The organism is Pseudomonas sp. TWR2-1-1, from assembly GCF_049897045.1.
Taxonomy (GTDB): Bacteria; Pseudomonadota; Gammaproteobacteria; order Pseudomonadales; family Pseudomonadaceae; genus Aquipseudomonas; species Aquipseudomonas versuta.
In genome coordinates this window covers 177,576-200,683 of the sequence record NZ_JAFCVM010000002.1, presented here as the reverse complement: position 1 = coordinate 200,683, position 23,108 = coordinate 177,576, and the positions used below count along the sequence as shown (strand labels likewise).

General features: G+C 58.6%; 18 protein-coding genes. 12 read left to right on the top strand and 6 right to left on the bottom strand.

The window, feature by feature from the left end:
- Nucleotides 1–74: 74 nt before the first annotated feature.
- The 6 genes from ACP7BO_RS05855 to flgE all read left to right on the top strand — a co-directional run bounded on the left by ACP7BO_RS05855 (nucleotide 75) and on the right by flgE (nucleotide 5,223).
- Nucleotides 75–1,037: a chemotaxis protein CheV gene (locus tag ACP7BO_RS05855; RefSeq protein ID WP_397454489.1), complete on the top strand. Its 963-nt coding sequence runs from the start codon at nucleotides 75–77 to the stop codon at nucleotides 1,035–1,037.
- Between the two features lie 13 nt (nucleotides 1,038–1,050).
- On the top strand, nucleotides 1,051–1,878 hold the full coding sequence (gene cheR / locus ACP7BO_RS05850; protein WP_060694389.1) for a protein-glutamate O-methyltransferase CheR: 828 nt from the start codon (nucleotides 1,051–1,053) through the stop codon (nucleotides 1,876–1,878).
- 400 nt (nucleotides 1,879–2,278) lie between these two features.
- The gene (gene flgB / locus ACP7BO_RS05845; RefSeq protein WP_060694387.1) at nucleotides 2,279–2,686 is read left to right on the top strand and encodes a flagellar basal body rod protein FlgB; all 408 of its coding nucleotides are present in this window, start codon (nucleotides 2,279–2,281) and stop codon (nucleotides 2,684–2,686) included.
- 3 nt (nucleotides 2,687–2,689) lie between these two features.
- Complete coding sequence (gene flgC / locus ACP7BO_RS05840; RefSeq protein ID WP_397454488.1) at nucleotides 2,690–3,133, top strand: flagellar basal body rod protein FlgC; 444 nt, start codon at nucleotides 2,690–2,692, stop codon at nucleotides 3,131–3,133.
- A 15-nt stretch (nucleotides 3,134–3,148) separates the two neighbouring features.
- Complete coding sequence (flgD, locus tag ACP7BO_RS05835; RefSeq protein ID WP_060694383.1) at nucleotides 3,149–3,874, top strand: flagellar hook assembly protein FlgD; 726 nt, start codon at nucleotides 3,149–3,151, stop codon at nucleotides 3,872–3,874.
- Nucleotides 3,875–3,894: 20 nt separating this feature from the next.
- Nucleotides 3,895–5,223, top strand: coding sequence for a flagellar hook protein FlgE (flgE, locus tag ACP7BO_RS05830; protein WP_060694381.1), 1,329 nt, complete (start codon nucleotides 3,895–3,897; stop codon nucleotides 5,221–5,223).
- Between the two features lie 350 nt (nucleotides 5,224–5,573).
- On the opposite strand, the gene codA is transcribed toward flgE, so the two are convergent.
- From codA to bglX, 5 genes are all read right to left on the bottom strand, one after another.
- Nucleotides 5,574–6,815, bottom strand: a complete 1,242-nt coding sequence (codA, locus tag ACP7BO_RS05825) for a cytosine deaminase (RefSeq protein ID WP_060694378.1) — start codon at nucleotides 6,813–6,815, stop codon at nucleotides 5,574–5,576.
- The gene (locus tag ACP7BO_RS05820; protein ID WP_426209084.1) at nucleotides 6,812–8,035 is read right to left on the bottom strand and encodes a PucR family transcriptional regulator; all 1,224 of its coding nucleotides are present in this window, start codon (nucleotides 8,033–8,035) and stop codon (nucleotides 6,812–6,814) included. Before ACP7BO_RS05820 ends, codA begins: the two co-directional genes overlap by 4 nt.
- Nucleotides 8,032–9,297 (bottom strand): cytosine permease, encoded by a 1,266-nt coding sequence (gene codB, locus ACP7BO_RS05815; protein WP_073509699.1) that lies wholly within the window; start codon nucleotides 9,295–9,297, stop codon nucleotides 8,032–8,034. Before codB ends, ACP7BO_RS05820 begins: the two co-directional genes overlap by 4 nt.
- Before the next feature lie 465 nt (nucleotides 9,298–9,762).
- Nucleotides 9,763–12,636, bottom strand: a complete 2,874-nt coding sequence (locus ACP7BO_RS05810; RefSeq protein ID WP_397454485.1) for a ribonucleoside-diphosphate reductase subunit alpha — start codon at nucleotides 12,634–12,636, stop codon at nucleotides 9,763–9,765.
- A gap of 697 nt (nucleotides 12,637–13,333) precedes the next feature.
- Nucleotides 13,334–15,625, bottom strand: a complete 2,292-nt coding sequence (gene bglX, locus ACP7BO_RS05805; RefSeq protein ID WP_426209082.1) for a beta-glucosidase BglX — start codon at nucleotides 15,623–15,625, stop codon at nucleotides 13,334–13,336.
- 266 nt (nucleotides 15,626–15,891) lie between these two features.
- On the opposite strand from bglX, the gene ACP7BO_RS05800 reads away from it, so the two are divergent.
- The 6 genes from ACP7BO_RS05800 (at nucleotide 15,892) to ACP7BO_RS05775 (ending at nucleotide 20,356) form a co-directional block, all read left to right on the top strand.
- Nucleotides 15,892–16,500 (top strand): LemA family protein, encoded by a 609-nt coding sequence (locus tag ACP7BO_RS05800; RefSeq protein ID WP_426209080.1) that lies wholly within the window; start codon nucleotides 15,892–15,894, stop codon nucleotides 16,498–16,500.
- A 123-nt stretch (nucleotides 16,501–16,623) separates the two neighbouring features.
- A complete protein-coding gene (locus ACP7BO_RS05795; RefSeq protein ID WP_060696960.1) occupies nucleotides 16,624–17,367 on the top strand; it encodes a TPM domain-containing protein in 744 nt (247 codons plus the stop codon).
- A gap of 31 nt (nucleotides 17,368–17,398) precedes the next feature.
- Nucleotides 17,399–18,013 carry a TPM domain-containing protein gene (locus ACP7BO_RS05790; RefSeq protein WP_060694364.1) on the top strand — a complete coding sequence of 205 codons (615 nt, stop codon included), beginning with the start codon at nucleotides 17,399–17,401 and terminating at the stop codon, nucleotides 18,011–18,013.
- Nucleotides 18,014–18,120: 107 nt separating this feature from the next.
- Nucleotides 18,121–19,338 (top strand): class I SAM-dependent methyltransferase, encoded by a 1,218-nt coding sequence (locus tag ACP7BO_RS05785; protein WP_426209077.1) that lies wholly within the window; start codon nucleotides 18,121–18,123, stop codon nucleotides 19,336–19,338.
- Nucleotides 19,339–19,453: 115 nt separating this feature from the next.
- Entirely contained in the window at nucleotides 19,454–20,035 is a 582-nt protein-coding gene (locus tag ACP7BO_RS05780; protein WP_397454482.1) for a DJ-1/PfpI family protein, read from the top strand.
- 15 nt (nucleotides 20,036–20,050) lie between these two features.
- Nucleotides 20,051–20,356 carry a ribbon-helix-helix domain-containing protein gene (locus tag ACP7BO_RS05775; RefSeq protein ID WP_060694357.1) on the top strand — a complete coding sequence of 102 codons (306 nt, stop codon included), beginning with the start codon at nucleotides 20,051–20,053 and terminating at the stop codon, nucleotides 20,354–20,356.
- A 149-nt stretch (nucleotides 20,357–20,505) separates the two neighbouring features.
- Here ACP7BO_RS05775 and ACP7BO_RS05770 read toward each other — a convergent pair whose 3' ends face one another.
- Nucleotides 20,506–23,055 (bottom strand): TonB-dependent hemoglobin/transferrin/lactoferrin family receptor, encoded by a 2,550-nt coding sequence (locus ACP7BO_RS05770; protein WP_426209075.1) that lies wholly within the window; start codon nucleotides 23,053–23,055, stop codon nucleotides 20,506–20,508.
- Between the last annotated feature and the right edge of the window lie 53 nt (nucleotides 23,056–23,108).

Sequence of the window (23,108 nt, the reverse complement as noted above, 5' to 3'; positions counted from 1 at the left end):
CAGATAAATAGCAAAGCCCGTGCCGTTTGCCGGGCAATGTGTGTCGTAACTTAAAGTTTTAACAGGAGCTGTGTATGGCCGGAGTGATGGATGCGGTTAACCAGCGCACTCAACTGGTAGGGCAAAACCGCCTTGAACTGTTGTTGTTTCGTCTGGACGGGCCACAGCTATACGGGATCAACGTGTTCAAAGTCAGGGAGGTGCTGCAATGCCCAAAACTGACAATGATGCCCAAATCCCATCCGGTGGTATGCGGTGTGGCGAGCATTCGCGGGGCGACTATTCCGATTCTCGATCTGGCGATGGCTACCGGTTCGGGGGCGCTGCAGGACCAAAGCAGCCCGTTTGTCATCATTACCGAGTACAACACCAAGACTCAGGGCTTTTTGGTGCGCTCGGTCGAGCGTATCGTCAACATGAATTGGGAAGACATTCATCCGCCGCCCAAAGGTGCCGGTCGCGACCATTACTTGACGGCCGTGACGCGGTTGGATGAGCAACTGGTCGAGATCATCGATGTGGAAAAGGTCCTGGCTGAAGTTTCGCCTACACCGGAAGCCATTTCGCAGGGTGTCGTGGATGTCGAGACTCAAGCCAAAGCGCTGTCTTTACGGGTGCTGACGGTTGATGATTCGTCGGTGGCACGTAAACAGGTTGCCCGTTGCCTGCAAACGGTCGGGGTCGAGGTGGTATCACTGAACGACGGCCGTCAGGCGCTGGATTACCTGCGCAAAATGGTAGATGAGGGTAAAGACCCGTCTGAAGAGTTTCTGATGATGATCTCGGACATCGAGATGCCGGAAATGGACGGCTATACCCTGACCGCCGAAATTCGTAACGATCCACGCATGAAAAATCTGCACATCATTCTGCATACTTCATTGTCCGGCGTATTCAATCAGGCAATGGTCAAGAAAGTCGGTGCCGATGACTTTCTGGCCAAGTTTCGCCCTGATGACCTGGCATCCCGGGTCGTTGACCGGATCAACGCAGCAGACCATAGCCAGGGTTCACCCCTGGCGGTCAAAACGATTTAAGAGGCTTGATCATTTGTCGACGGCTAATTTGGATTTTCAACAGTTCCGGGTTTTCCTGGAAAAAGCCTGTGGCATTTTGCTGGGTGAGAACAAGCAGTACCTGGTCTCCAGTCGCCTCAACAAGCTGATGGAGCAGCAAGGGATCAAATCCTTGGGCGAGCTGATTCAGCGTATTCAGAGCCAGCCCCGCAGCGGGCTGCGCGAGCAGGTGGTCGATGCCATGACCACCAATGAAACCCTGTGGTTTCGCGACACCTATCCCTTTGAGGTGCTGAAGAACAAAGTCCTGCCCGAGCAGATCAAGGCCAACCCCGGCCAGCGCCTGCGTATCTGGTCGGCGGCCTGTTCTTCGGGGCAGGAACCGTACTCGCTGTCGATGGCGATTGACGAGTTCGAGCGCAGCAACCTTGGCCAGTTGAAGCTGGGCGTGCAGATTGTTGCCACCGACCTGTCCAGTTTGATGCTCAACACTTGCAGAACGGGCGAATACGACAACCTGGCGATTGGCCGCGGTCTGTCGCAAGAGCGTTTGCAACGCTATTTCGAGCCCAAGGGGCCGGGGCGCTGGGTACTCAAGACGGCGATCAGAAATCGGGTCGAGTTCCGCTCCTTCAACCTGCTGGACAGCTATGCCGGGTTTGGCAAATTCGACATCGTGTTCTGTCGGAACGTGTTGATCTACTTTTCGGCTGAAGTGAAGAAAGACATCTTGCTGCGCATTCACAGCACCTTGAAACCGGGTGGTTATCTGTTTTTGGGCGCCTCCGAAGCGCTCAATGGCTTGCCGGATCATTACCGGATGGTGCAATGCAGCCCGGGGATTATTTACCAGGCCAAGTAAGCAAAACAGGAGCCCTCATACGGCTCCTTTTTTATGTCCGCCAATCTTTCCCTGTAAGAGCGAGCTTGCTCGCGATGGCGCAGTGTCAGAACCAGATGCACACTCTGGCTCACCGCTATTGCTGGCAAGCCAACTCCCTGTAGGAGCGAGCTTGCTCGCGAGCTTTTCAGTGGCCGCAACAGCTCGCGAGCAAGCTCGCTCCTACAGGGGCAGGCAGGGCAGGCAGCGGCAGAAAAGCGGCAGTCGGCGGTCAGGCATTGCCGCTTTTATGGCATTGCCGCTCCCCGTATCCCTGCAAACCCCGCAAATACGGCCCTCGGGTAATTGGCACGGGGTTTGCTCAGTTCATGTCATGAAAAGCCTGAATCACATTCAGGTCAGCCCACAAAGGTTTCCCGACATGAGCATCAGCTTCGATAAAGCGCTCGGTATCCACGAACAGGCCCTGGGCTTTCGCGCACAGCGTGCCGAAGTGCTGGCGAACAACATTGCCAATGCCGACACCCCGAACTACAAGGCCCGGGATCTGGATTTTGCCTCTGTGCTCGCCGCACAGAGTGACAAAAACCAGAACGGCACGTTTGCGTTGAACAAGACCAACAGCCGGCACATCGAAGCCCAAGGCCTGAGCAGCGGCGACGAGTCCCTGCAGTACCGTGTGCCGATGCAGCCGTCGATCGACCAGAACACGGTGGACGCGCAACTGGAGCAGTCGAACTACGCAGAAAATGCGGTCAACTTCCAGGCCAGCTTCACCTTGCTCAACAGCAAATTCAAAGGGCTGATGTCAGCCCTGCGCGGGGAGTAATTCATGTCTCTAGCCAGTGTTTTCAATATCGCCGGTAGCGGCATGAGTGCACAGACCACGCGCCTGAACACCGTCGCCAGTAACATCGCCAACGCCGAGACCGTGTCGTCGAGCATCGACCAGACTTACCGCGCACGGCACCCGGTGTTTGCCACCATGTTTCAGGGCGCGCAAAACGGCGCCGACGGTTCGCTGTTTCAGAACCAGGACGGCGCCGGCAACGGTGTGCAAGTACTGGGCGTGGTCGAGGACCAGAGCGAACTCCAGGCCCGTTATGAACCTAACCATCCTTCTGCCGACGCCAAGGGCTACGTGTACTACCCCAACGTCAATGTGGTTGAAGAAATGGCTGACATGATTTCTGCCAGTCGTTCGTTCCAGACCAACGCGGAAATGATGAACACCGCCAAAACCATGATGCAGAAGGTCCTGACCCTCGGTCAGTGATAAGGGACGACGCAAATGAGTGTGACCGATTCCACCAGCGGCCTGACCCTTAATCAGGTACTCGCCAACTCTGCTCAGGCCAAGACCACCGACACCAGTCTGGCCGGGGCGTCCAAGGCCGTTGCCGGCAGCAGTTCTCTGGGCAAGGATTCATTCCTGCAATTGCTGGTGACCCAGCTGAAAAACCAGAACCCGCTGGACCCCCAGGACAACACTGCGTTCGTGGCGCAACTGGCGCAGTTCAGCAGCCTGGAAGGCATCACCACGCTCAACGATTCGGTGAACTCCATCACCGGTGGCCTGCAGTCTTCGCAAGCCTTGCAGGCGTCGTCGCTGGTGGGCCGTTCGGTGATCGTGCAAACCGGCGAAGCCTATGTCGACCCTTCCAGCGGCAAACCGTTTAACGGTTCCGTGGTGGTACAGGACGCCGATTCCAAACCCACCATCACCATTACCGATGCGGACGGCGAGGTGGTCAGGACCCTCGACCTGGGCACCCAGAAAGCCGGCAATGTGGACTTCACCTGGGATGGCAAGGATAGCGACGGCCTGTTGCTGGACAAGGGCAACTACACCTTTACCGCCTCCAGCAAAACCGACACTGCCACCACCGCGCTTACCACTTACCTGCCAGCCACGGTCAATAGCGTGACCCTGAGCAAGACCGGGGGCGAAATCATGCTCAACCTCGCAGGCCTGGGCAGCATTGGAATATCCAAAGTCCAGACCATTGGCCTCTAAGCCGACTCAAGGAGATAAACATGTCATTCAATATCGGCCTTAGCGGCCTGTATGCGGCCAACAAGCAACTCGACGTGACCGGCAACAACATTGCCAACGTCGCGACCACCGGCTTTAAAGCATCGCGCGCAGAGTTCGCGGACATCTACTCGGCCAGCAAGCTGGGGACCGGCAGCAAGACGGTCGGCAGCGGCGTCAACCTGGCGGCGGTCTCGCAAAATTTCGGTCAGGGGGCGATCAATAACACCGGCAACCTGCTGGACATGGGCATTTCGGGCAGCGGCTTCTTCGTGCTCAGTGACAATGGCGCCTTGAGCTACACCCGTGCCGGTACTTTCAAGTCCGACAAGGACGGTTACGTGACCAGCACTGACGGCACGGCGCGCCTGCAGGGCTATGGCGTGGATGCAAACGGCAATATCGTCAACGGCACCTTGACCGACCTGCGCATCGATACCTCCAACCTGGCGCCCAAGCCGACCGGCTCGGTGCAGTCCACGATCAACCTGAACTCCAACGCCGACACGATTGATCAGGTCGCGAACAAGTTCGACCCTGGCGAGACCGCCAGCTACAGCAAAAAATTCAACACCACTGTTTACGATACCCAGGGCAACCCGCACCCGATGGATCAGTACATGGTGAAGACCGGTTCCAACACCTGGAAGACCTACACCCTGATCGACGGCCGCAACCCTGATGGCAGCCCGGTCAGTGGCACCGGGGCTAAAGACCCGGTGGCCTCGACCATGAGTTTTGATTCGACCGGTGCCCTGGTCAGCGTCACGACCCCGAACCCGGTTGCCGGCGAACCTGACATTATCGGCAGCACTTTGACTGTCGCGGACTGGATGCCGGGCGCCACCGTCAATGGTGCATGGGTGTCCAACGGCGCGAAGGCCAAAGACCTCGGTTTTGGCATCAACATGGCCAGTACCACCCAGTACAACACCGACACCTCGCGCAACCCGCCAACCCAGGACGGCTACGCGACCGGCCAGATCAACAACCTGACCATCGATGGTTCGGGCGTGATGTTCGCCAACTTCAGCAACAACCAGAGCCGTGCCATTGGCCAGATCTCGCTGGCCAGCTTCACCAACGAGCAAGGCCTGCAGCCTGCGGGCGGTACAGCCTGGAAAGAGACTTTCGCTTCCGGCCTGGCCGGTTACGATGCGCCGAAGGTGGGTACCCTGGGTTCCATCCAGTCCAACTCGCTGGAAGATTCCAACGTTAACCTGACCAGTGAACTGGTGGACCTGATCAAGGCGCAGAGCAACTACCAGGCGAACGCCAAAACCATCTCGACCCAAAGCACCATCATGCAGACCATTATCCAGATGACCTGATAGCGGGCCGCACAATAAAAAAAGCCCCGGCACGCCAATGCCGGGGCTTTTTTGTTGTTGAAGCAGGCGGCTTCCTGATAATTGTGGGAGCCAGCTTGCTGGCGATGGCAGCGGTGCGGTATTGCAGGTGTACCGCGTCGTTTGTATCGCTGGCAAGCCAGCTCCCACAATGGCTTCAGGGTTTGTTGAATTCAACCCGCTCCGGCACGCCAATGCCGGGGCTTTTTTGTTGTTGAAGCAGGCGGCTTCCTGATAATTGTGGGAGCCAGCTTGCTGGCGATGGCAGCGGTGCGGTATTGCAGCTGTACCGCGTCGTTTGTATCGCTGGCAAGCCAGCTCCCACAATGGCTTCAGGGTCTGTTGAATTCAACCCGCTCCGGCACCCGGGTCATCAGTACCTTGCCGGCCCGGATCGACACCCGGGCCTTGGCCTGGCGGCGTACGGCTTCGTAATCACTGTCGGCGTCCAGTACCACCAGGTTCGCCGGCCGGCCGACGGCAATGCCATAACCCTCGCCAAGGTTGAGGGTGCGGGCGCTGTTGTCGGTGACCAGATCCAGGCAACGTGCCAGGTCCTCGAATCCCATCATGTGGCAGATGTGCAAGCCCGCGTCCAGCACCCGCAAAATGTTGCCGTTACCCAGTGGATACCAAGGGTCCTTGATTGAATCCTGGCCCAGACACACGTTCATCCCGGCGCGATCCAGTTCGGCTACGCGAGTCACTCCGCGGCGTTTTGGAAAGCTGTCAAAGCGCCCTTGCAGGTGGATGCTTTCGGTGGGGCACGAAACGAAATTGATCCCCGAAGCCTTGAGCAGGCGGAACAGTTTTGAGCAGTAGGCATTGTCGTAGGAACCCATGGCCGTGGTATGGCTGGCGGTTACCCGGCTGCCCATGCCGCGGACCCGGGCCTCTTCGGCCAGCACTTCAAGAAAGCGCGAGTGCGGGTCGTCGGTTTCGTCGCAATGCACATCCACCAGGCAACCGGTGCGCTCAGCCAGGTCCATCAGGAACTTGATCGAGCTGACGCCTTGCTCGCGGGTGTTTTCAAAGTGCGGAATGCCACCGACCACATCGGCGCCCATCTCTACCGCGCGAGTCATCAGCTCGCGGCCGCCAGCGTAAGACTCGATACCTTCCTGGGGGAACGCCACAATTTGCAGGTCGATCAGCCCGCGTGCTTCTTCGCGGACTTCAAGCATCGCTTTGAGCGCGGCCAGCGTCGGGTCCGTTACGTCGACATGGGTGCGCACGTGCTGAATGCCATGCTCGGCCAGCATGCGGATGGTGGTGTGGGCGCGCTGTTTGGTGTCTTCGTGGGTGATGGTTTCCTTGCGTTGCGCCCAGCGCTCGATGCCTTCGAACAGCGTGCCGCTGAGGTTCCACTCGGGCTGGCCCGCAGTCAGGGCTGCATCCAGGTGGATATGCGGTTCAACCAGGGGCGCGATCAGCAATTGGCCTTGAGCGTCGATATCGCCCGCCTGCGCCATCACACGGGCGGACTGCAAGGTGATAGCGCTAATGCGCTCGCCTTCGCAGCTGACCGTATACAGGCCTGGAGTTTTACGTAGCGTGGCATTGATGATGTTCATGGTCGGTCCTGTCGTTGGGCTTCGGTCATGCGCCACACGAGGAGGGCAACCGAAGCATTCATTCTGAAAAGTGGGTCATCGAGCGATTGTCCGCTGTGTTGCTCGATGCGTTGTATCCGTTGGTTGATGGTGTTGCGGTGAATATTCAAGCGCCGGGCCGCCTGCAGGGCATTGCCGTTTTCGTGGAGCAGGGCGTCCAGGGTTTCAAGCAGGCTGTGGGGGTGTTTGCGACGGGGCTCGATCATGGGGCCCAGGGTCTGTTGCACGAATGCCTCGATCACCGAGCGTTCGCCAATGGCCTGTAACAGGCGCAATACCCCCAGCTCACTGAAATCACAGAGACCGCTGGCCGGGCGCAGATTTTCTGCAACATCCAGCGCCTGACGTGCCTCGTTCAGTGCCTGATGGTAGTGCCCGCAATCTTCTCCCTTGCCCGCCACCCCCATGAACAGCGCCATGTCACCGATCATGGCATGCAAGTCGCGATACAGGCAGCCCAGCTCCGCGCGAATGGTATCGCGCTCGTTCAGGAGCAGGATGAACAGATCGCCCTGAACGATAACCGGCAGCGCGCGGGGCAGGGCCCGGCTCCAGCTATCCAGATGATCCTGTACCGCCTGCCGCGTTTGTTGCAATAACCGTTCTGCCGCATCCGGTGCATGGTTGTCGAACAGCTCGCTGACGGCAGACAGCCGCAGTGCTACCAGGCGTCGCGGGCCGTCCAGAGGCAGTTTCAAATGCGCCGCGCGCTGGCGGGCGGTGGCCAGGCTCGGATAATCGCCGCTGAGCAACTGCGCCAGAATGTCGTGGCGCGAGCGCCGGGTCTGCGCCATTTGAACCAGCGCAGTGCCGATCAGGTGCGTGACAATCACCATCTTCAGCATGTACGGCTGTTCGATCAGCGCCAGGCCATATTCCTCGCACAGCGCTATGACCGAATCCGGAATGCGCTGAATAAAGGCATCCCCGGTCAGGATCACCAGCCCGGCAATGCCACTGGCGTCGCCTTCGTGCACCAGGCGCAGCAAGTTGGCCTCGTCCCGGGGATGGTTGATGCCGGTGACGAATACCAGTTCGCCGCCCATGACCCATTGCGCCAGGCCTTCGTTCTCGGCCACGTAGGGCCAGCGCACATTGCGCTGCAGGTTGCAGGCACCGGCGCGCAGGGTCATTTCTTCCAGGCCGGCCAGCCCCAGAATCTCTTCAACCGTGAGGCTCAAATGTCCTCCTGCACGACCGGCAGCACGGCGCGGCGGCGGCTGATTTCCAGCAGCAGGATGTAGCACACGGCAGAGGCGGCAATTCCCACCAGTGGTGCAATCCAGGGTGAGCAATAGGCCAGCAGTGCGCCGAAGGCATATGCGCTCAGGCCCGGCACGTTGTAGCGCGCCAGCTTCACACTGGCCAGCGCCGGATATTTGCCGTGGTGGCGGTACCAGAAGTCGGCCATGATCACGCCACCGATGGGCGGGATGATGGACCCCAGCAGTACCAGAAACGGGATCAGCATTTCATACATGCCGCCAATGGCCAGCACCACACCGACGGCAGCGGCGATCAGGGTCATGGTGCGGCGCCGTTCGCTGCGCACCAGGTGGCAGGCTGCCGCCGATACGTTGTAGATGGTCGGGCCCTGAATCGTCCACAGGTTCAGGCACAGCATGATCACTGCCGCGAACGACAAGCCCTGGAGCATCATCACGCTCACGATGTCGGCCTGCTGATAGACCATGGCGCACCATGCGCCCGCCACGATCATCAGGCCATTACCCAGCAGGAAACTGACGACGCTGGCGATGACGGCAATCCGCCCGGTGCGCGACAGCCGGGTCCAGTTGGTGGCTTGAGTCGCGCCGCTGGCGAACGTGCCGAAGACCATGGTGATGGCGGCCGAGAAGGTCATTGCTTCATGGGGGATTACTGCAGCCAGGCCCTTGAAGCCGCCGACATGGCGGGTGGCGATGTACATGGAAACGATCAGCAGGATAAACATCAGCGGCACCGAGACGCGTGACAATACGTCCAGGCCTCTGTAGCCGATGATTGCGGTGATACTGAAACCCAGCCCGAAAAACACCATCAGCGGCCATGTGAAGCCTTCTGCCAGGCCGAGCATTTTCACCAGCACGATGGCCACGGTGGCCGTGCCCCAGGCGAACCAGCCCAGTTCGGCAAAACCGAGCAGAAAGTCCGAGAGACGGCTGCCGACCTCGCCAAAGCAAAAACGCCCCATCAATACCGTATTCAGGCCGCTGCGGGCGGCAATCAGCGCCAATGCGGCGGCATACAGGGCCAGCAGGCTGTTACCGATGGCGGCAATCCACAGCATGTCGACGAAGTTGAACGCCATGCCCAGTTTGCCGCCGGCGAACATGGTGCCGGTAAAGAACGTGAAGCTGAACAACACCATGGAAATCGATAGCAGCCCCTTGCGCGCAGAACGCGGGGCTTCGCTTAAAGGAAATTCGCCGGGTGCACTCATGTTGTATTTCTCCGCCTCGAATGGGTAGGGCCGTGGTCAGTGGCACCCTGGGGCTAGAGCAATAAGCGGGCCTGTTTTGGCCCGGGGTCTGAAACAGAAAAAAGCGGGCAGAGGGCATAGAGGTTTATGTTCAGGTTGAACATATTTGAAGGGGTTTTACGAGGGGTGGTGTGCAGAGTGATTCATTTTGTAGCGCTGGCGCACCATTGTGGGTGCTTACAGCCATGTGGAAGATTCCATAGTTGAGGGGGACCTCAACCAGCGTTGTAGGAGCGAGCTTGCTCGCGAGCTTTTTATCGAGCCCGTATTGATTTGCGAGTGAGTGCGACCTTTTTGAGAAGCTCGCGAGCAAGCTCGGTCCTACACGGGATACGGGCCCACAAAACAAAACCCCCGCTAAACCCAATTGTTGCCAGGGTTTAACGGGGGTTTTGGTCAGGCGGTCAGGCCGTCTGACGGCTCAGCTTATTGGCAAGCTTCGCAATCCGGCTCGTCAATGGCGCAAGCCTTTGGTACCGGTGCAGGACCGGCAGGCGCTGCAACGACGTCTTCGCTCTTGTTGCCGTTGGACACGGCGTTGAGCTTGCCGGTGTTGACGGTGGACTTCTCGGTGCTGGTCGCGGCCAGGGCACGGAGGTAGTAAGTGGTTTTCAGACCACGGTACCAGGCCATGCGGTAGGTCACGTCCAGCTTCTTGCCCGAAGCGCCAGCGATGTACAGGTTCAGCGACTGAGCCTGGTCGATCCACTTCTGACGGCGGCTGGCGGCGTCAACGATCCACTTGGTGTCAACTTCGAACGCAGTGGCATACAGCTCTTTGAGCTCTTGCGGGATGCGCTCGATCTGCTGCACGGAACCGTCGTAGTACTTCAGGTCGTTGATCATGACCGAGTCCCACAGGTCGCGGGCCTTGAGGTCGCGAACCAGGTACGGGTTGATCACGGTGAATTCGCCCGAGAGGTTCGATTTCACGTACAGGTTCTGGTAAGTCGGTTCGATCGACTGCGATACGCCGGTGATGTTGGCGATGGTCGCGGTCGGTGCGATGGCCATGATGTTGGAGTTACGGATGCCTTTCTGAACACGGGCGCGAACCGGTGCCCAATCCAGGGATTCGTTCAGGTCAACGTCGATGTACTTCTGGCCGCGCTGTTCGATCAGGATCTGTTGCGAGTCCAGCGGCAGTACGCCTTTGGACCACAGCGAACCCTGGAAGGTCTCGTAAGCGCCACGCTCGTCAGCCAGGTCGCAGGACGCCTGGATTGCGAAGTAGCTGACCGCTTCCATCGACTTGTCGGCAAATTCCACGGCCGCTTGCGAGGCGTAAGGAATGTGCTGCAGGTACAGCGCGTCCTGGAAGCCCATGATCCCCAGGCCGACCGGACGGTGCTTGAAGTTCGAGTTGCGGGCTTGCGGCACCGAGTAGTAGTTGATGTCGATGACGTTATCGAGCATGCGTACGGCTACGTCGATGGTGCGCTTGAGCTTCTCGGTATCGAGCTTGCCGTCCTTGATGTGGTTCGGCAGGTTGATCGAGCCCAGGTTGCAGACCGCGATCTCGTCCTTGTTGGTGTTCAGGGTGATCTCGGTGCACAGGTTCGAGCTGTGGACCACGCCTACGTGCTGCTGCGGGCTGCGCAGGTTGCACGGGTCTTTGAAGGTCAGCCACGGGTGGCCGGTTTCAAACAGCATGGACAGCATTTTGCGCCACAGGTCTTTGGCCTGGATGGTCTTGAACAGCTTGATCTTGCCCGGGTACTGGGACAGTGCTTCGTAGTACTCGTAACGCTCTTCGAAGGCCTTGCCGGTCAGGTCGTGCAGGTCCGGGACTTCGGATGGCGAGAACAGGGTCCACGGGCCGTCATCGAAGACGCGCTTCATGAACAGGTCAGGGATCCAGTTGGCGGTGTTCATGTCGTGGGTACGACGACGGTCATCACCGGTGTTCTTGCGCAGCTCGATGAACTCTTCGATGTCCATGTGCCAGGTTTCCAGGTAGGCACACACAGCGCCTTTGCGCTTGCCACCCTGGTTAACGGCTACGGCGGTGTCGTTCACTACTTTGAGGAACGGAACCACGCCCTGGGATTTGCCGTTGGTGCCCTTGATCCATGAACCCAGTGCACGTACCGGGGTCCAGTCGTTGCCCAGGCCACCGGCGAATTTGGACAACATGGCGTTGTCGTGGATCGCGTGGTAGATGCCCGACAGGTCGTCCGGCACGGTGGTCAGGTAGCAGCTGGACAGCTGCGGACGCTGGGTACCGGCGTTGAACAGGGTTGGAGTCGAAGCCATGTAGTCGAAGGACGACAACAGGTTGTAGAACTCGATGGCACGGTCTTCTTTTTGCTTCTCTTCGATCGCCAGGCCCATGGCCACGCGCATGAAGAAGATCTGCGGCAGTTCGAAACGCACGCCATCCTTGTGGATGAAGTAACGGTCGTACAGGGTTTGCAGGCCCAGGTAGGTGAACTGCTGATCGCGCTCGTGGTTGATCGCCTTGCCCAGTTTTTCCAGGTCAAAGGTCGCCAGAACCGGGTTCAGCAAATCGAACTCGATACCTTTGGCGATGTAGGCCGGCAGGGCTTTGGCGTACAGGTCGACCATCTCGTGGTGAGTCGCGCTTTCTGCCACTTCGAGGAAGCTCAAGCCTTCGGCACGCAGGGTGTCCATCAGCAGGCGAGCGGTTACGAAGGAGTAGTTCGGCTCACGCTCTACCAGGGTGCGGGCGGTCATCACCAGGGCGGTGTTGACGTCGCTCAGTGCTACGCCGTCGTAGAGGTTTTTCAGGGTTTCGCGCTGGATCAGGTCGCCGTCAACTTCGGCCAGACCTTCGCAGGCTTCGGTGACGATGGTGTTCAGGCGGCCCATGTCCAGCGGCGCGAAAGTGCCGTCAGCGCGGGTGATACGAATCGACGGGTGAGCCTGGACAGCGTCTTCGGCCGGGGCGCGGGTAGCACGCTCCTTGGAGCGGGCATCGCGGTAGATCACGTAGTCGCGAGCCACTTTTTGCTCGCCGGCGCGCATCAGGGCCAGTTCAACCTGGTCCTGGATTTCTTCGATGTGGATGGTGCCACCCGATGGCATGCGACGCTTGAAGGTTGCGGTGACTTGTTCAGTCAGGCGCGCAACAGTGTCGTGAATGCGGGACGAGGCGGCAGCTTTGCCACCCTCAACTGCGAGAAACGCTTTGGTGATGGCGACGGTGATCTTGTCATCAGTGTAAGGAACTACAGTCCCGTTACGTTTGATCACGCGCAATTGGCCTGGCGCGGTCGCAGACAGATCCAGATTTGAATCGGAACCCTGCGAGTTCTCGCGAGTTGTGTCGGTTTGCATGGGGGGTGTCTCCACATTCTCTATGTTTGTTTGGGCACCTTTTGGGTGCCCACCGTTCCGTCCTGAAGCACTACAACCGGCGATCAAACCGGGCATAACAACCTCGGGACGTACAGAAAGGGGGGGTTAAGCCGCTTCCGTGCCGAAGTCATGGGTTTGCGCGTGCCGCCTCAAACCCTGGTCCTGATGGGTGACAGTATTTTTACTGCAACACCCGGGCCGCTTTCCGGCTTTTACGCTGGAAACCGGCTGCCATCCGCATGCGCGGTTTGGACTTTAATAACGTGTTTGCTCAAACCCGACAGGCGCGAGAAAAGGACTTGAAATTCTCGTTTGAGTTGTGTTGGGTTTTTGGCCATAAACCCTATATGTAGGGTTGTTTGGCGGAATAGATACAAGATATGCGTTTTGCTGAGTCTCTGCAACGTAGGATCTTGGCTTGAATCAATGCTGGTTTTGTGTATGAAAGCGTAAAAAACCGTGTAGGCCCCATGGGCTCGGCTTCAGACCGTTTGTCACCAATTTTTGCCGGATTAAACGACCCGTACTGAATTTTAAGGGCGCGAACCCTACCATAAAAAACAGCGCTGTCCGAACGCATTTTCAGGCGAGTGCAAAGATAGGAAAGGTCAAGCGGATATTGGGGTTTTGCGACACCGCAAAGGCCTTGGGCGGCCTTTGCGGCAGATGCGGGAAATTACAACAATTGGAAGCTGTTTTGCTGCACGTTCTGCGAATCAAGGCCGATCAGCACCTCAAACTCTCCCGGCTCGGCGGCGTACTTCAATTGTGCGTTGTAGAACTTCAAGTCGTTCTCGTCGAGGGTGAACTGAACGATTTTCTGTTCTCCGGCCTTGAGCATGATTTTCTGGAAGTTCTTCAGCTCCTTGAGCGGACGGCTCATAGAGGCGGCGACATCATGCAGGTACAACTGGACCACGGTTTCTCCATCGCGCTTGCCGGTGTTTTTCAGCGTCACGCTGGCAGTCAGTGATGCGCCCGGTTTCAGGGTTTTGGCGGACAGGCTGACATCCGACAGGCTGAAGTCGGTGTAGCTCAGGCCATAGCCAAACGGGTAGAGCGGGGTGTTGGCCTCGTCGAAGTACTGCGAGGTGTAGTTACCCGGCTTGCCCGGGGTGAAGGGGCGGCCAATGGTCAGGTGACTGTAGTAGGTCGGAATCTGCCCCACAGAGCGCGGGAAGGTGATGGGCAGCTTGCCGGACGGGTTGTAGTCGCCGAACAGGACATCAGCAATGGCATTGCCGCCTTCAGTGCCACTGAACCAGGTTTCCAGTACCGCATCCGCTTGTTGCTGTTGCAGGTCGATCGACAGCGGACGGCCATTCATCAGCACCAGCACCAACGGCTTGCCAGTGGCCTTGAGGGCAGTGATCAGGGCGCGCTGGCTGGCTGGAATGTCCAGACTGGTGCGGCTTGACGATTCGTGGGACATGCCGCGCGATTCACCCACCACCGCCACCACGACATCGGCCTGCTGCGCAGCCTTGACCGCTTCGTCGATCATCTCCCGGGCCGGGCGTGGGTCGTTGGTTACTTCAGGGTTGTCGAAGTTCAGGAAGTTCAGGTAATCGACGATTTTCTGGTCGTCGGTGATGTTGGCGCCGCGGGCGTAAATCAGCGTGCCCTGCTGACCGAGCGCGTTGCGCATGCCGTCGAACACGGTGACAGATTGCGCCGGCTGACCATTGGCTGCCCAGCTTCCCATGATGTCGATCGGTGCCTTGGCCAGCGGACCGACCAACGCGATGCGGGCCTGTTTTTTCAGCGGCAGGGTTTCGCTCTGATTCTTCAGCAGGACCAGGCTCTTGCGTGCCACTTCGCGCGCTTCATTTCGGTGCAGGCGACTTTCGGCATTGGTGTCGGCCGGGTCATCCTGGGTTTTGCCGATACGCAGGTACGGGTCGGCAAACAGGCCCATGTCGTATTTGGCCCCGAGTACTTCACGCACCGCGTTGTCCAGATCGCTTTGCGGCACTTCGCCGGATTTCAGCAAACCCGGCAATTCTTCGCCATAGACCTTGTCGTTCATGCTCATGTCGATGCCGGCCTTGATTGCCAGCTTCGCGGCTTCGCGCCCGTCCTTGGCAACGCCGTGCCTGATCAGCTCGATAATCGCGCCATGGTCGCTGACGGCGACCCCTTTGAAGCCCCAGTCCTTGCGCAGCAGATCCTGCATCAACCACATGTTGGCGGTGGCCGGGATGCCATTGATTGAATTCAACGCCACCATCACCCCGCCCGCACCGGCATCAATGGCGGCGCGGTAGGGTGGCAAGTAATCCTGGAACATGCGCACCGGGCTCATGTCGACAATGTTGTAGTCCCGGCCGCCTTCCACTGCGCCATACAGGGCGAAGTGCTTGACGCTGGCCATGATATTGCCGGGCAGGGCAGGTGAAACGCCCTGATACGCGTGGACCATGACTTTGGCAATGCGCGATACCAGGTAGGTGTCTTCGCCAAAGCCTTCCGAGGTACGCCCCCAGCGCGGGTCACGGGCGATGTCGACCATCGGCGCGAATGTCAGGTCAATACCGTCGGCACTGGCTTCCTTGGCGGCAACCCGGCCGCTCAGGGCGATGGCGTCCATGTCCCAGCTGGACGCAAGGGCCAGGCTGATGGGGAAAATGGTGCGATGGCCGTGAATCACGTCGTAGGCAAAAAACATCGGGATTTTAAGGCGGCTGCGTTGAGCAGCCTCTTGCATCGGACGGTTTTCGGCGCGGGTGATCGAGTTGAACGTGCCGCCGATACGGCCTGCGGCGATTTCCTTGCGGATCAGTTCGCGGGGCATTTCCGGGCCGATACTGATCAGGCGCAGTTGGCCGATCTTTTCATCCACCGTCATTTGTTTGAGCAGATCAGCCACAAATACATCTTTGGGCGGGAGCGGTGCCGGCGGGTTCTGGGCTAAAACCGAGTGACTGGCCAGACTAAGGGCCAAGCCCAGCAAATACATATTTCTCATGACATTCTTCTACGCGGCCGCTCTCTTAAAGCGAGGGATGGCCCGCGCTTTTGAAGCGATATTGTTCTGTGGGGGATGTAAGGACTACTTAACTTAAAAATTACCCTATCTTTAAGAGGAAGTATTCCCACATGGCAGGCAGTCTTTTAGCTGATTAGCTACCAGCAATCCAGTGTTGCCGGGAGATATTCAGTCACGGTGAGGGAGTTTTTCCACAAGGTATGCGGTCAATAAACTCAATCGGGTTATTTCGGAGCGTCACAAGCATGGAATTACAAAGCGTTAGGTCCTCGGGCTGGAAAGTCATCGCGCTGCTGGCGTTGAGCAGTCTGCTGGCGGGATGCGGGATCAATACCATTCCGACCCTGGACGAGCAGGTCAAGGCGGCCTGGTCGCAAGTGCAGAATCAATACCAGCGGCGCTCCGACTTGATCCCCAACCTGGTGGAAACGGTCAAGGGCGCGGCCAAGCAAGAGCAGGCCACCCTGACAGCGGTGATTGAGGCGCGGGCCAAGGCAACGTCGATCCAGGTGGATGCCAGCACCCTGAACAATCCGGAAAAACTCAAACAGTTCCAGGATGCACAGAACCAGCTGACCGGAGCCTTGAGCCGTCTGATGGTGGTGTCCGAGCGCTATCCGGACTTGAAATCCAATCAAAACTTCCTCTCCTTGCAGTCGCAACTTGAAGGCACGGAAAACCGCATCAGCGTGGCCCGTCGCGACTTCATCCAGGCGGTTGAACGTTACAACACCGAAATCCGCACCTTCCCGGGTCGTTTGTGGCATGCCGTGATGTACAGCGACTTGCCGATTCGCCCGACTTTCGAGGCCACCGCACCGGAGGCCGACAAAGCCCCGGAAGTGAAGTTCTAACAACCGCCTGACCCCACTCTGTAGGAGCGAGCTTGCTCGCGAGCTTTTTGGTTCACGAACAGCTCGCGAGCAAGCTCGCTCCTACACCTGCAAAGTGGGGGGAATGCAACCGCCGAGGTGCTGATGCGCGTATCAAAACTGGGATTGGGCCTGCTGCTCTGGCTATTTATAGCCACTGCACAGGCGCTCACCTTTCCGACGCTGAGCGGGCGGGTGGTGGATGATGCTCACATGCTCGACCCCGCCACTCGCCAGCAACTGGCGCAAAAACTCGAAGCCCACGAAAAAGCCACCGGCGAGCAAGTGGTGGTGGTCACGGTGGCGGATTTGCAAGGGACTCCCATTGAGGATTTCGGCTACCAGTTGGGGCGGGCCTGGGGGATTGGGCAAAAGGATAAAAACAACGGCGCCCTGCTGATTGTCGCGCGTGATGACCGCAAACTGCGGATCGAGGTCGGCTATGGCCTGGAGGGCCGTCTTACCGACGCGCAATCCTCAGTCATCATTAATCAGATCATTACCCCGGCCTTTAAAGCCGGAAATTTCAGTCAGGGCATCAGCGACGGTGTTGCCGCGATCCTGCAAGTGCTGGGTGGCGATCCCGTGCCTGAGCCGGCCTACGCCAGCGGGCAGGGCGATGGCAACGACTTGATGAGCGAGCACCCCGGCGTGGTACTGCTGCTATTTCTGTTGTTCGTGGTGGTCGTGGCTGCCTGCCAGTTCTACGGCATTTGCAACTCGGGCGGCGGCGGTGGCACGCGCTCCGGCGGGTTTGGCAGTGGCGGCGGGGGCTTTGGTGGCGGCGGTGGCGGCTTTCGCGGTGGCGGCGGCAGTTTTGGTGGCGGCGGAGCTTCCGGCGGCTGGTAACTCACTCTTAATTTAACGGGCATCGACACTCATGGCTTTACTTACCCCGCAGCAACAGCAGCAGGTCGCCGACGCGGTGACCCGCGCCGAACAACGTACCGACGCCGAAATTGTCACTGTACTGGCCCCCCGCGCGGACGATTACAGCTACATCCCCTTGCTCTGGGCCAGCCTGATCGCCCTGGTGGTGCCCGCGCTGGTGCATTTTTTGATCGGCGGCCTGCAGATTTACGGCTTGCTGATGTTGCAATGGGCCTGCTTTGTCTTTCTCAGCCTGATCTTTCGCCTGCCGGCCATTACCACCCGTTTGATCCCGCCGCGCATTCGGCACTGGCGGGCGAGCAATCTTGCCCGGCGCCAGTTTCTCGAACAAAAGCTGCACCACACCCAAGACCGTACCGGTGTGCTGATTTTTGTCAGCGAAGCCGAGCGCTATGTCGAAATTCTGGTGGATGAAGGCATATCGCGACATCTGGATAACAGTGACTGGGGCACCATCGTCAGTGATTTCACGCGCCGGGTGGCGCTGGGTCATACGGCTGAAGGCTTTATTGCCTGCATTGATGCCTGTGCCGAACTGCTGGAACGGCATGTCCCCAAAACCCATCCGCGCAATCAACTGCCCAATCGGCTGGTGATGCTGTAATCGGCGATGGCTGAAATAACCCCGTGCCCCTGGCGGCGAACACGCCTAAAATAGCCGCCATTGCTTTTCTGATTCTCCCTCCTGCATCCCCCGAGGCACCTTTTTCAATGTCAGTGACTGCTACCACCGCCCCGTCTGTGCCGGATCATCGTGCGCAATTTTTGAACTTGCTGGAAACCGGCCTGGCCCAGAATTCCTTTATCAAGCTGGTGCTGGCCAAGTACGTCGGGCCCGAGGCCGAGTTGCAGCGGATCATCATCAAGCAAGTCACGGTCAAGGATCAGCCTTGCCTGTCGTTTGTATACCGCTACAAAACCCGCGATATCACCAAGAACTTCCCCCTGGAAGAGGCTGTGGCCAACATCGCCGGGCTGTTGCCGCAAGCGTTCAAAAATGCGCACTTGCTGACCCTCACCGATGAAGTGCAACTGGAATACAGCAAAAAAGGCAAAAGCTCGCTGTTCAAGGGTAAAAGCCAGCAGGAACGTGAACTGCCGTCGGCTGAGCATAACCGTGAAAAAAATCGCTTTGTGGACCTGTCGCGCCCGTTTTTGGCGGACCTGGGGGTCACCAACAAGCAGCAGGAACTGATTCCGGCGATGTCGCGCAAGTGGAAGCAGATCAACAAGTTTATCGAGGTGTTTTCCCATGCCTTGAGCAGCTCGCCGCTCAAGCTCGATCAGCCGGTCAAGGTGGTGGATTTCGGATCGGGCAAGGGCTACCTGACCTTTGCCATTCACGATTACCTGCGTCACAGCCTCAAGGCTGAAGGCGTGGTCACCGGGGTTGAGCTGCGTGAAGACATGGTCACGCTGTGCAACAACGCCGCCCAGCGGCTGGAGCACCCGGGCCTGTCCTTTCAGCATGGTGACGTACGCAGCTTCGCACCGAACCCGATCGACGTGATGATCGCGCTGCATGCGTGTGACATTGCCACCGACTACGCGATCCATATGGGCATTCGCTCGGGGGCAGCCATCATCATGTGCTCACCGTGTTGCCACAAACAGATCCGCCTGCAGATCCAGAGCCCGGCGCTGCTCAAGCCGATGCTGCAATATGGATTGCATCTTGGCCAGCAGGCCGAAATGGTCACCGACAGCTTGCGTGCCTTGTTCCTTGAAGCCTGCGGTTATGAAACCAAAGTGTTCGAGTTCATCTCCCTGGAGCACACCAACAAAAACAAAATGATCCTTGCGGTCAAACGCGCCGAACCGCTGGACCCGGCGCAGTTGCTGGTGAAAATCCAGGAGCTCAAGGCGTTTTACAACATTCAGGAACACTGCCTGGAAACCTTGCTGCAGGCGGACGGTTTGTTGAAGTAAGCGTGTAAGGAGCATCCAGCGGGTACGTAGTATCAGGCTATTACCCGCGTGGGCGCTCAGGGGTTACCTTGGCTACTCTCATCAGCCCACGGTTTACCCCAGAGGAGCACCCACCATGGCGGCGAAAAAAATTCTGATGCTGGTTGGCGATTACGTTGAAGACTACGAAGCAATGGTGCCGTTTCAGGCGCTGTTGATGGTCGGTCATCAGGTTCACGCAGTGTGCCCCGGCAAAACCTCGGGGCAGACCGTTCGCACGGCGATTCATGACTTCGAGGGCGATCAGACCTACAGCGAAAAGCCGGGCCATCTGTTTGCCCTGAATTTCGATTTCGACAAGGTCAGGGCCGGTGACTATGACGCACTGGTGGTACCAGGTGGCCGTGCTCCGGAATACCTGCGGTTGAACGAAAAGGTGCTGGAGCTGGTACGTGAATTCGATAAGGCCGGCAAACCGATTGCGGCTGTGTGCCATGGCGCGCAATTGCTGGCTGCAGCCGGAACCCTGGAAGGCCGTGAGTGCAGTGCTTACCCGGCCTGTGCTCCGGAAGTGCGATTGGCAGGCGGAACTTACATTGATATCGACGTGACCAAGGCCCACGTGCAAGGCAACCTGGCGACGGCTCCTGCCTGGCCGGCACATCCTGCCTGGCTGGCGGCGTTTCTTGGGCTGTTGGGTACGACCATTACGTTGTAAGAAGAGGGCGCGACCATGTGTGAGCTATATGTCAAAGCCGATCCGATTCTGTACGAGTCGCGCTCGCGTTCCTTGCGTATTTGCGGCGTGGTCACCACCTTGCGCCTGGAAAACCAGTTCTGGGACATCCTCAGCGAAATTGCGCAAGCCGATGGCATGACCACCAACCAGTTGGTGGCCAAGCTGTACGAAGAAGTGATGGATTATCGGGGCGAAGTGGTCAACTTCGCCTCGTTCCTGCGTGTGAGTTGCACCCGCTACCTGAGCCAGCGGCGGGTGCAGGCGCCGGAATTGAATCTGGTGGGGCGCAAGCAAGGCTGACCCACTCTCTTGTAGCAGCTGCCGACAGGCTGCGTCCGGCGGCGCAGCCGTCGTCAGGTCGGTGCGCACCTGATACACCTCGGACTCAGGCTTGCTGCGCAACCGGACGCAGCCTGCGGCAGCTGCTACGGGTCGGAGTATCCCCAGCTTTAGAAGAACCGCGTTACGCTGACTTTGGCGTTACGGCCCTGGCTGTAGGCGTTCTCTCCGCTGAGCATCGGGCGATAGCTCTTGTTGAACAGGTTATCCACTGTGAGGTTGACTTCAGTGCCTTTGAGGTACGGCTGTGTCGGTTTCCAGTTGGCAAACAGGCCCTGCACGTTGTAGCCGTCGTTGGGGTACTGGTCCCAGTAGCGGTCACCCAGGGCTGTCAGTGGGCCGGCGCCATACTTGTCACTCGGTAAACGGTCGGTTTTGCGCACGAACTCTCCCTTCCAGCCGACGCGGGCATCCCAGGCCGGAATTTTGGTTCCCAGCACCGCAACCCACTTCGGCGCAGGAACGTCCCGCGCCCATACGTCGGGCCCCCAGGGATTGGTGTAGGCGCCTTGGTGCTTGCCTGTCATCCATGCGTATGACAGCGAACCGAAGAGGTAGGTGGCGTCATAGAAGCTTTCAATCTCAAAGCCTTTGATGGTCACGCTGCCAATGTTGCGGTAATTGGGCATGGGAGCGGATCCGCAATCTTTGGACATGCTGCCCGCGGCGGTTTGGGCGGCACAGCCGACGCCAGTGGCTTTGAAAATCTCATCGTCGATCTTGTTGCTGAACAGGGTGGTGCGGATCAGTGCGTGGTCGTTGTCACCAAAGATCTGGTCGAAAGTGGTGATGTTGCCCGCGCGCCAGCCGGTGATGCGCTCCGGGTTGAGGTTCAGGCTGCTGGATGTGCGGTTGCCCAGTCCCTGGACTTCGTACTGCTCGTCAATTACCGGGGCGCGCCAGGTTTTGCTGAAGTCGGCAAACAGGGCGGTCTGCGGAGTGATTTTCCAGAAAGCCGATAGACGAGGCGACCAACCGGTGTAGGTTTTATCGCTGTAGTCGTGACCCAGTTCCGGATGGTTGTAGTAGGGCGCGTCGTTTTCCTGACCGCGATTGCGTACATGGTCGTAACGTATCGAAGGAGTCAGGGTGAAGTTGGCGAGGGTGATGGCGTCCTGGATATAGAAGCTGTTGGTATCGACCTTGCCTGCAGGCATGAAGTTGGGCTGGTAGTGGCCGTAGTTGTATTTTTCTACCTCGTAGGTCGCGCCCGGCATCCACATGTTCACATCACGCTGATGTTTGCGAAATTGCACGCCGGTGGTCAGCACATGGTCCAGCAGACCGCTGGCAAACAGGCTGACGTTCTCGATCTGGAGCATGTCGTCGGTATAGCCGGTTTCCATCTTGCGCCCGCCGGTGGTGGGCTGGACGAAGGCCTGTTCGCCGCGTTTGTCGGTCTGCTCGGTATTGGAGTGTGAGTACTTCACTTCCAGGTCCACCAGCGGGTTATCGACCGGCTCGTAGTTATATTTGGCCGACCAGGTGGTATCGATGGTTGAGCGGTTGGCCAGGTACCGGCGCGAGGCGATGTCAAAACCGTACTTGTCGATGTTGGCCTGGCTTGGCGGTGCCGGGTAACTGACCGCCGAGAAAGGCACCCACAGATAGTTGTTCGAGCGCGAGTAAGACATCCCCACGCTGTGCTCGTCGGTGAGGTGCAGGTTGAGTTTGAGCAGTTGTGCGTCCAGGTCCTGGGCCGTGTTGGGCAGGCGCAAGGGGTTTACCGGGTAAACATTGCCGGGGTTGGGCATGTTATCGGCCAGCTTCATGTCGTCCCCGTCGCGTTTGGTGTAGTACACCAGCGCATCGGCGCGGCCATCCTCGGTACGGCCGTACGCGGCACCGCTGTAGACCTGTTGATGGTCATTGCTGCTGTAGCCGTACTTGAGCATGGCGCCCACGTCTTTGCCTTCTTCCAGCAGGTCCGGCGCATCTTTGGTTTCCATGTGCACGACGCCACCAAAGCCGCCATTGCCGGTGCGAAAATCGTGGGGGCCTTTCTCGACTTCCAGGCGTTTGATCAGCTCGGGTTCGATAAAAATGGTGCCTTGTTTGTACCGCTCAAAGCCGCTTTTGGTCGCGCCATCAACGGTCATCTGCACGTCTTCGGCTTCGCCCATGCCCCAGATGTTGATGGTCTGGCCGCCAGGTTTCAGGGAGCCGCCGAGGTTGATGCCCGGCAAGGTGGCCAGCAGGCTGGGAATGTTATTGGCCTGGTAACGATTGATTTCGGTTTGGGTCATGGTCGACTTGCCAACGTTGCTGGAGTCGACCTCGTTGCCGTTGCCCACCACGCTGACCGCGCCCAGTTCCAGGCTGTTGCTGGTGGTGGTGCCTTGTTCACGGGGGCGCACAACATAGGTGCGATCCACCTGGATCAGACTGAAATCCGTGCCGTTGAGCAGCTGGTTGATGGCCTCCTGCGGGCTGAAGGTGCCACTGAGCGCCGGGGCTTGCACATTGCGCAGCAGGGCTTCGTCAAACAGCAGCTGGATTTTTGCCTGCTGTGCCACATCACTCAGGGAACTGGCCAGCGATTGCGCCGGCAGGTGTAGCTGGATCGATTCGGCATGGGCGTGCAGGCTGATCGCCATGCATGCCGCCAGCAGGCCCGGACGTGTGCACAGGTGCGAGAAGTGATGTGGTGCGCGAAACATGAAATCCCCCGGTGTGGCCAAAGGCCAAAAAAGACATGCGTTAGCAGACCGAA

Bases quoted from the DNA above. Each gene is read 5' to 3' on its own strand.
- ACP7BO_RS05810 (WP_397454485.1), bottom strand. From the start codon at position 12,636: ATGCAAACCGACACAACTCGCGAGAACTCGCAGGGTTCCGATTCAAAT.
- flgD (WP_060694383.1), top strand. From the start codon at position 3,149: ATGAGTGTGACCGATTCCACCAGCGGCCTGACCCTTAATCAGGTACTC.
- ACP7BO_RS05800 (WP_426209080.1), top strand. From the start codon at position 15,892: ATGGAATTACAAAGCGTTAGGTCCTCGGGCTGGAAAGTCATCGCGCTG.
- ACP7BO_RS05795 (WP_060696960.1), top strand. From the start codon at position 16,624: ATGCGCGTATCAAAACTGGGATTGGGCCTGCTGCTCTGGCTATTTATA.
- bglX (WP_426209082.1), bottom strand. From the start codon at position 15,625: ATGAGAAATATGTATTTGCTGGGCTTGGCCCTTAGTCTGGCCAGTCAC.
- codA (WP_060694378.1), bottom strand. From the start codon at position 6,815: ATGAACATCATCAATGCCACGCTACGTAAAACTCCAGGCCTGTATACG.
- ACP7BO_RS05775 (WP_060694357.1), top strand. From the start codon at position 20,051: ATGTGTGAGCTATATGTCAAAGCCGATCCGATTCTGTACGAGTCGCGC.
- ACP7BO_RS05790 (WP_060694364.1), top strand. From the start codon at position 17,399: ATGGCTTTACTTACCCCGCAGCAACAGCAGCAGGTCGCCGACGCGGTG.
- ACP7BO_RS05770 (WP_426209075.1), bottom strand. From the start codon at position 23,055: ATGTTTCGCGCACCACATCACTTCTCGCACCTGTGCACACGTCCGGGC.
- flgC (WP_397454488.1), top strand. From the start codon at position 2,690: ATGTCTCTAGCCAGTGTTTTCAATATCGCCGGTAGCGGCATGAGTGCA.
- ACP7BO_RS05855 (WP_397454489.1), top strand. From the start codon at position 75: ATGGCCGGAGTGATGGATGCGGTTAACCAGCGCACTCAACTGGTAGGG.
- codB (WP_073509699.1), bottom strand. From the start codon at position 9,297: ATGAGTGCACCCGGCGAATTTCCTTTAAGCGAAGCCCCGCGTTCTGCG.
- ACP7BO_RS05780 (WP_397454482.1), top strand. From the start codon at position 19,454: ATGGCGGCGAAAAAAATTCTGATGCTGGTTGGCGATTACGTTGAAGAC.
- flgB (WP_060694387.1), top strand. From the start codon at position 2,279: ATGAGCATCAGCTTCGATAAAGCGCTCGGTATCCACGAACAGGCCCTG.
- flgE (WP_060694381.1), top strand. From the start codon at position 3,895: ATGTCATTCAATATCGGCCTTAGCGGCCTGTATGCGGCCAACAAGCAA.
- ACP7BO_RS05785 (WP_426209077.1), top strand. From the start codon at position 18,121: ATGTCAGTGACTGCTACCACCGCCCCGTCTGTGCCGGATCATCGTGCG.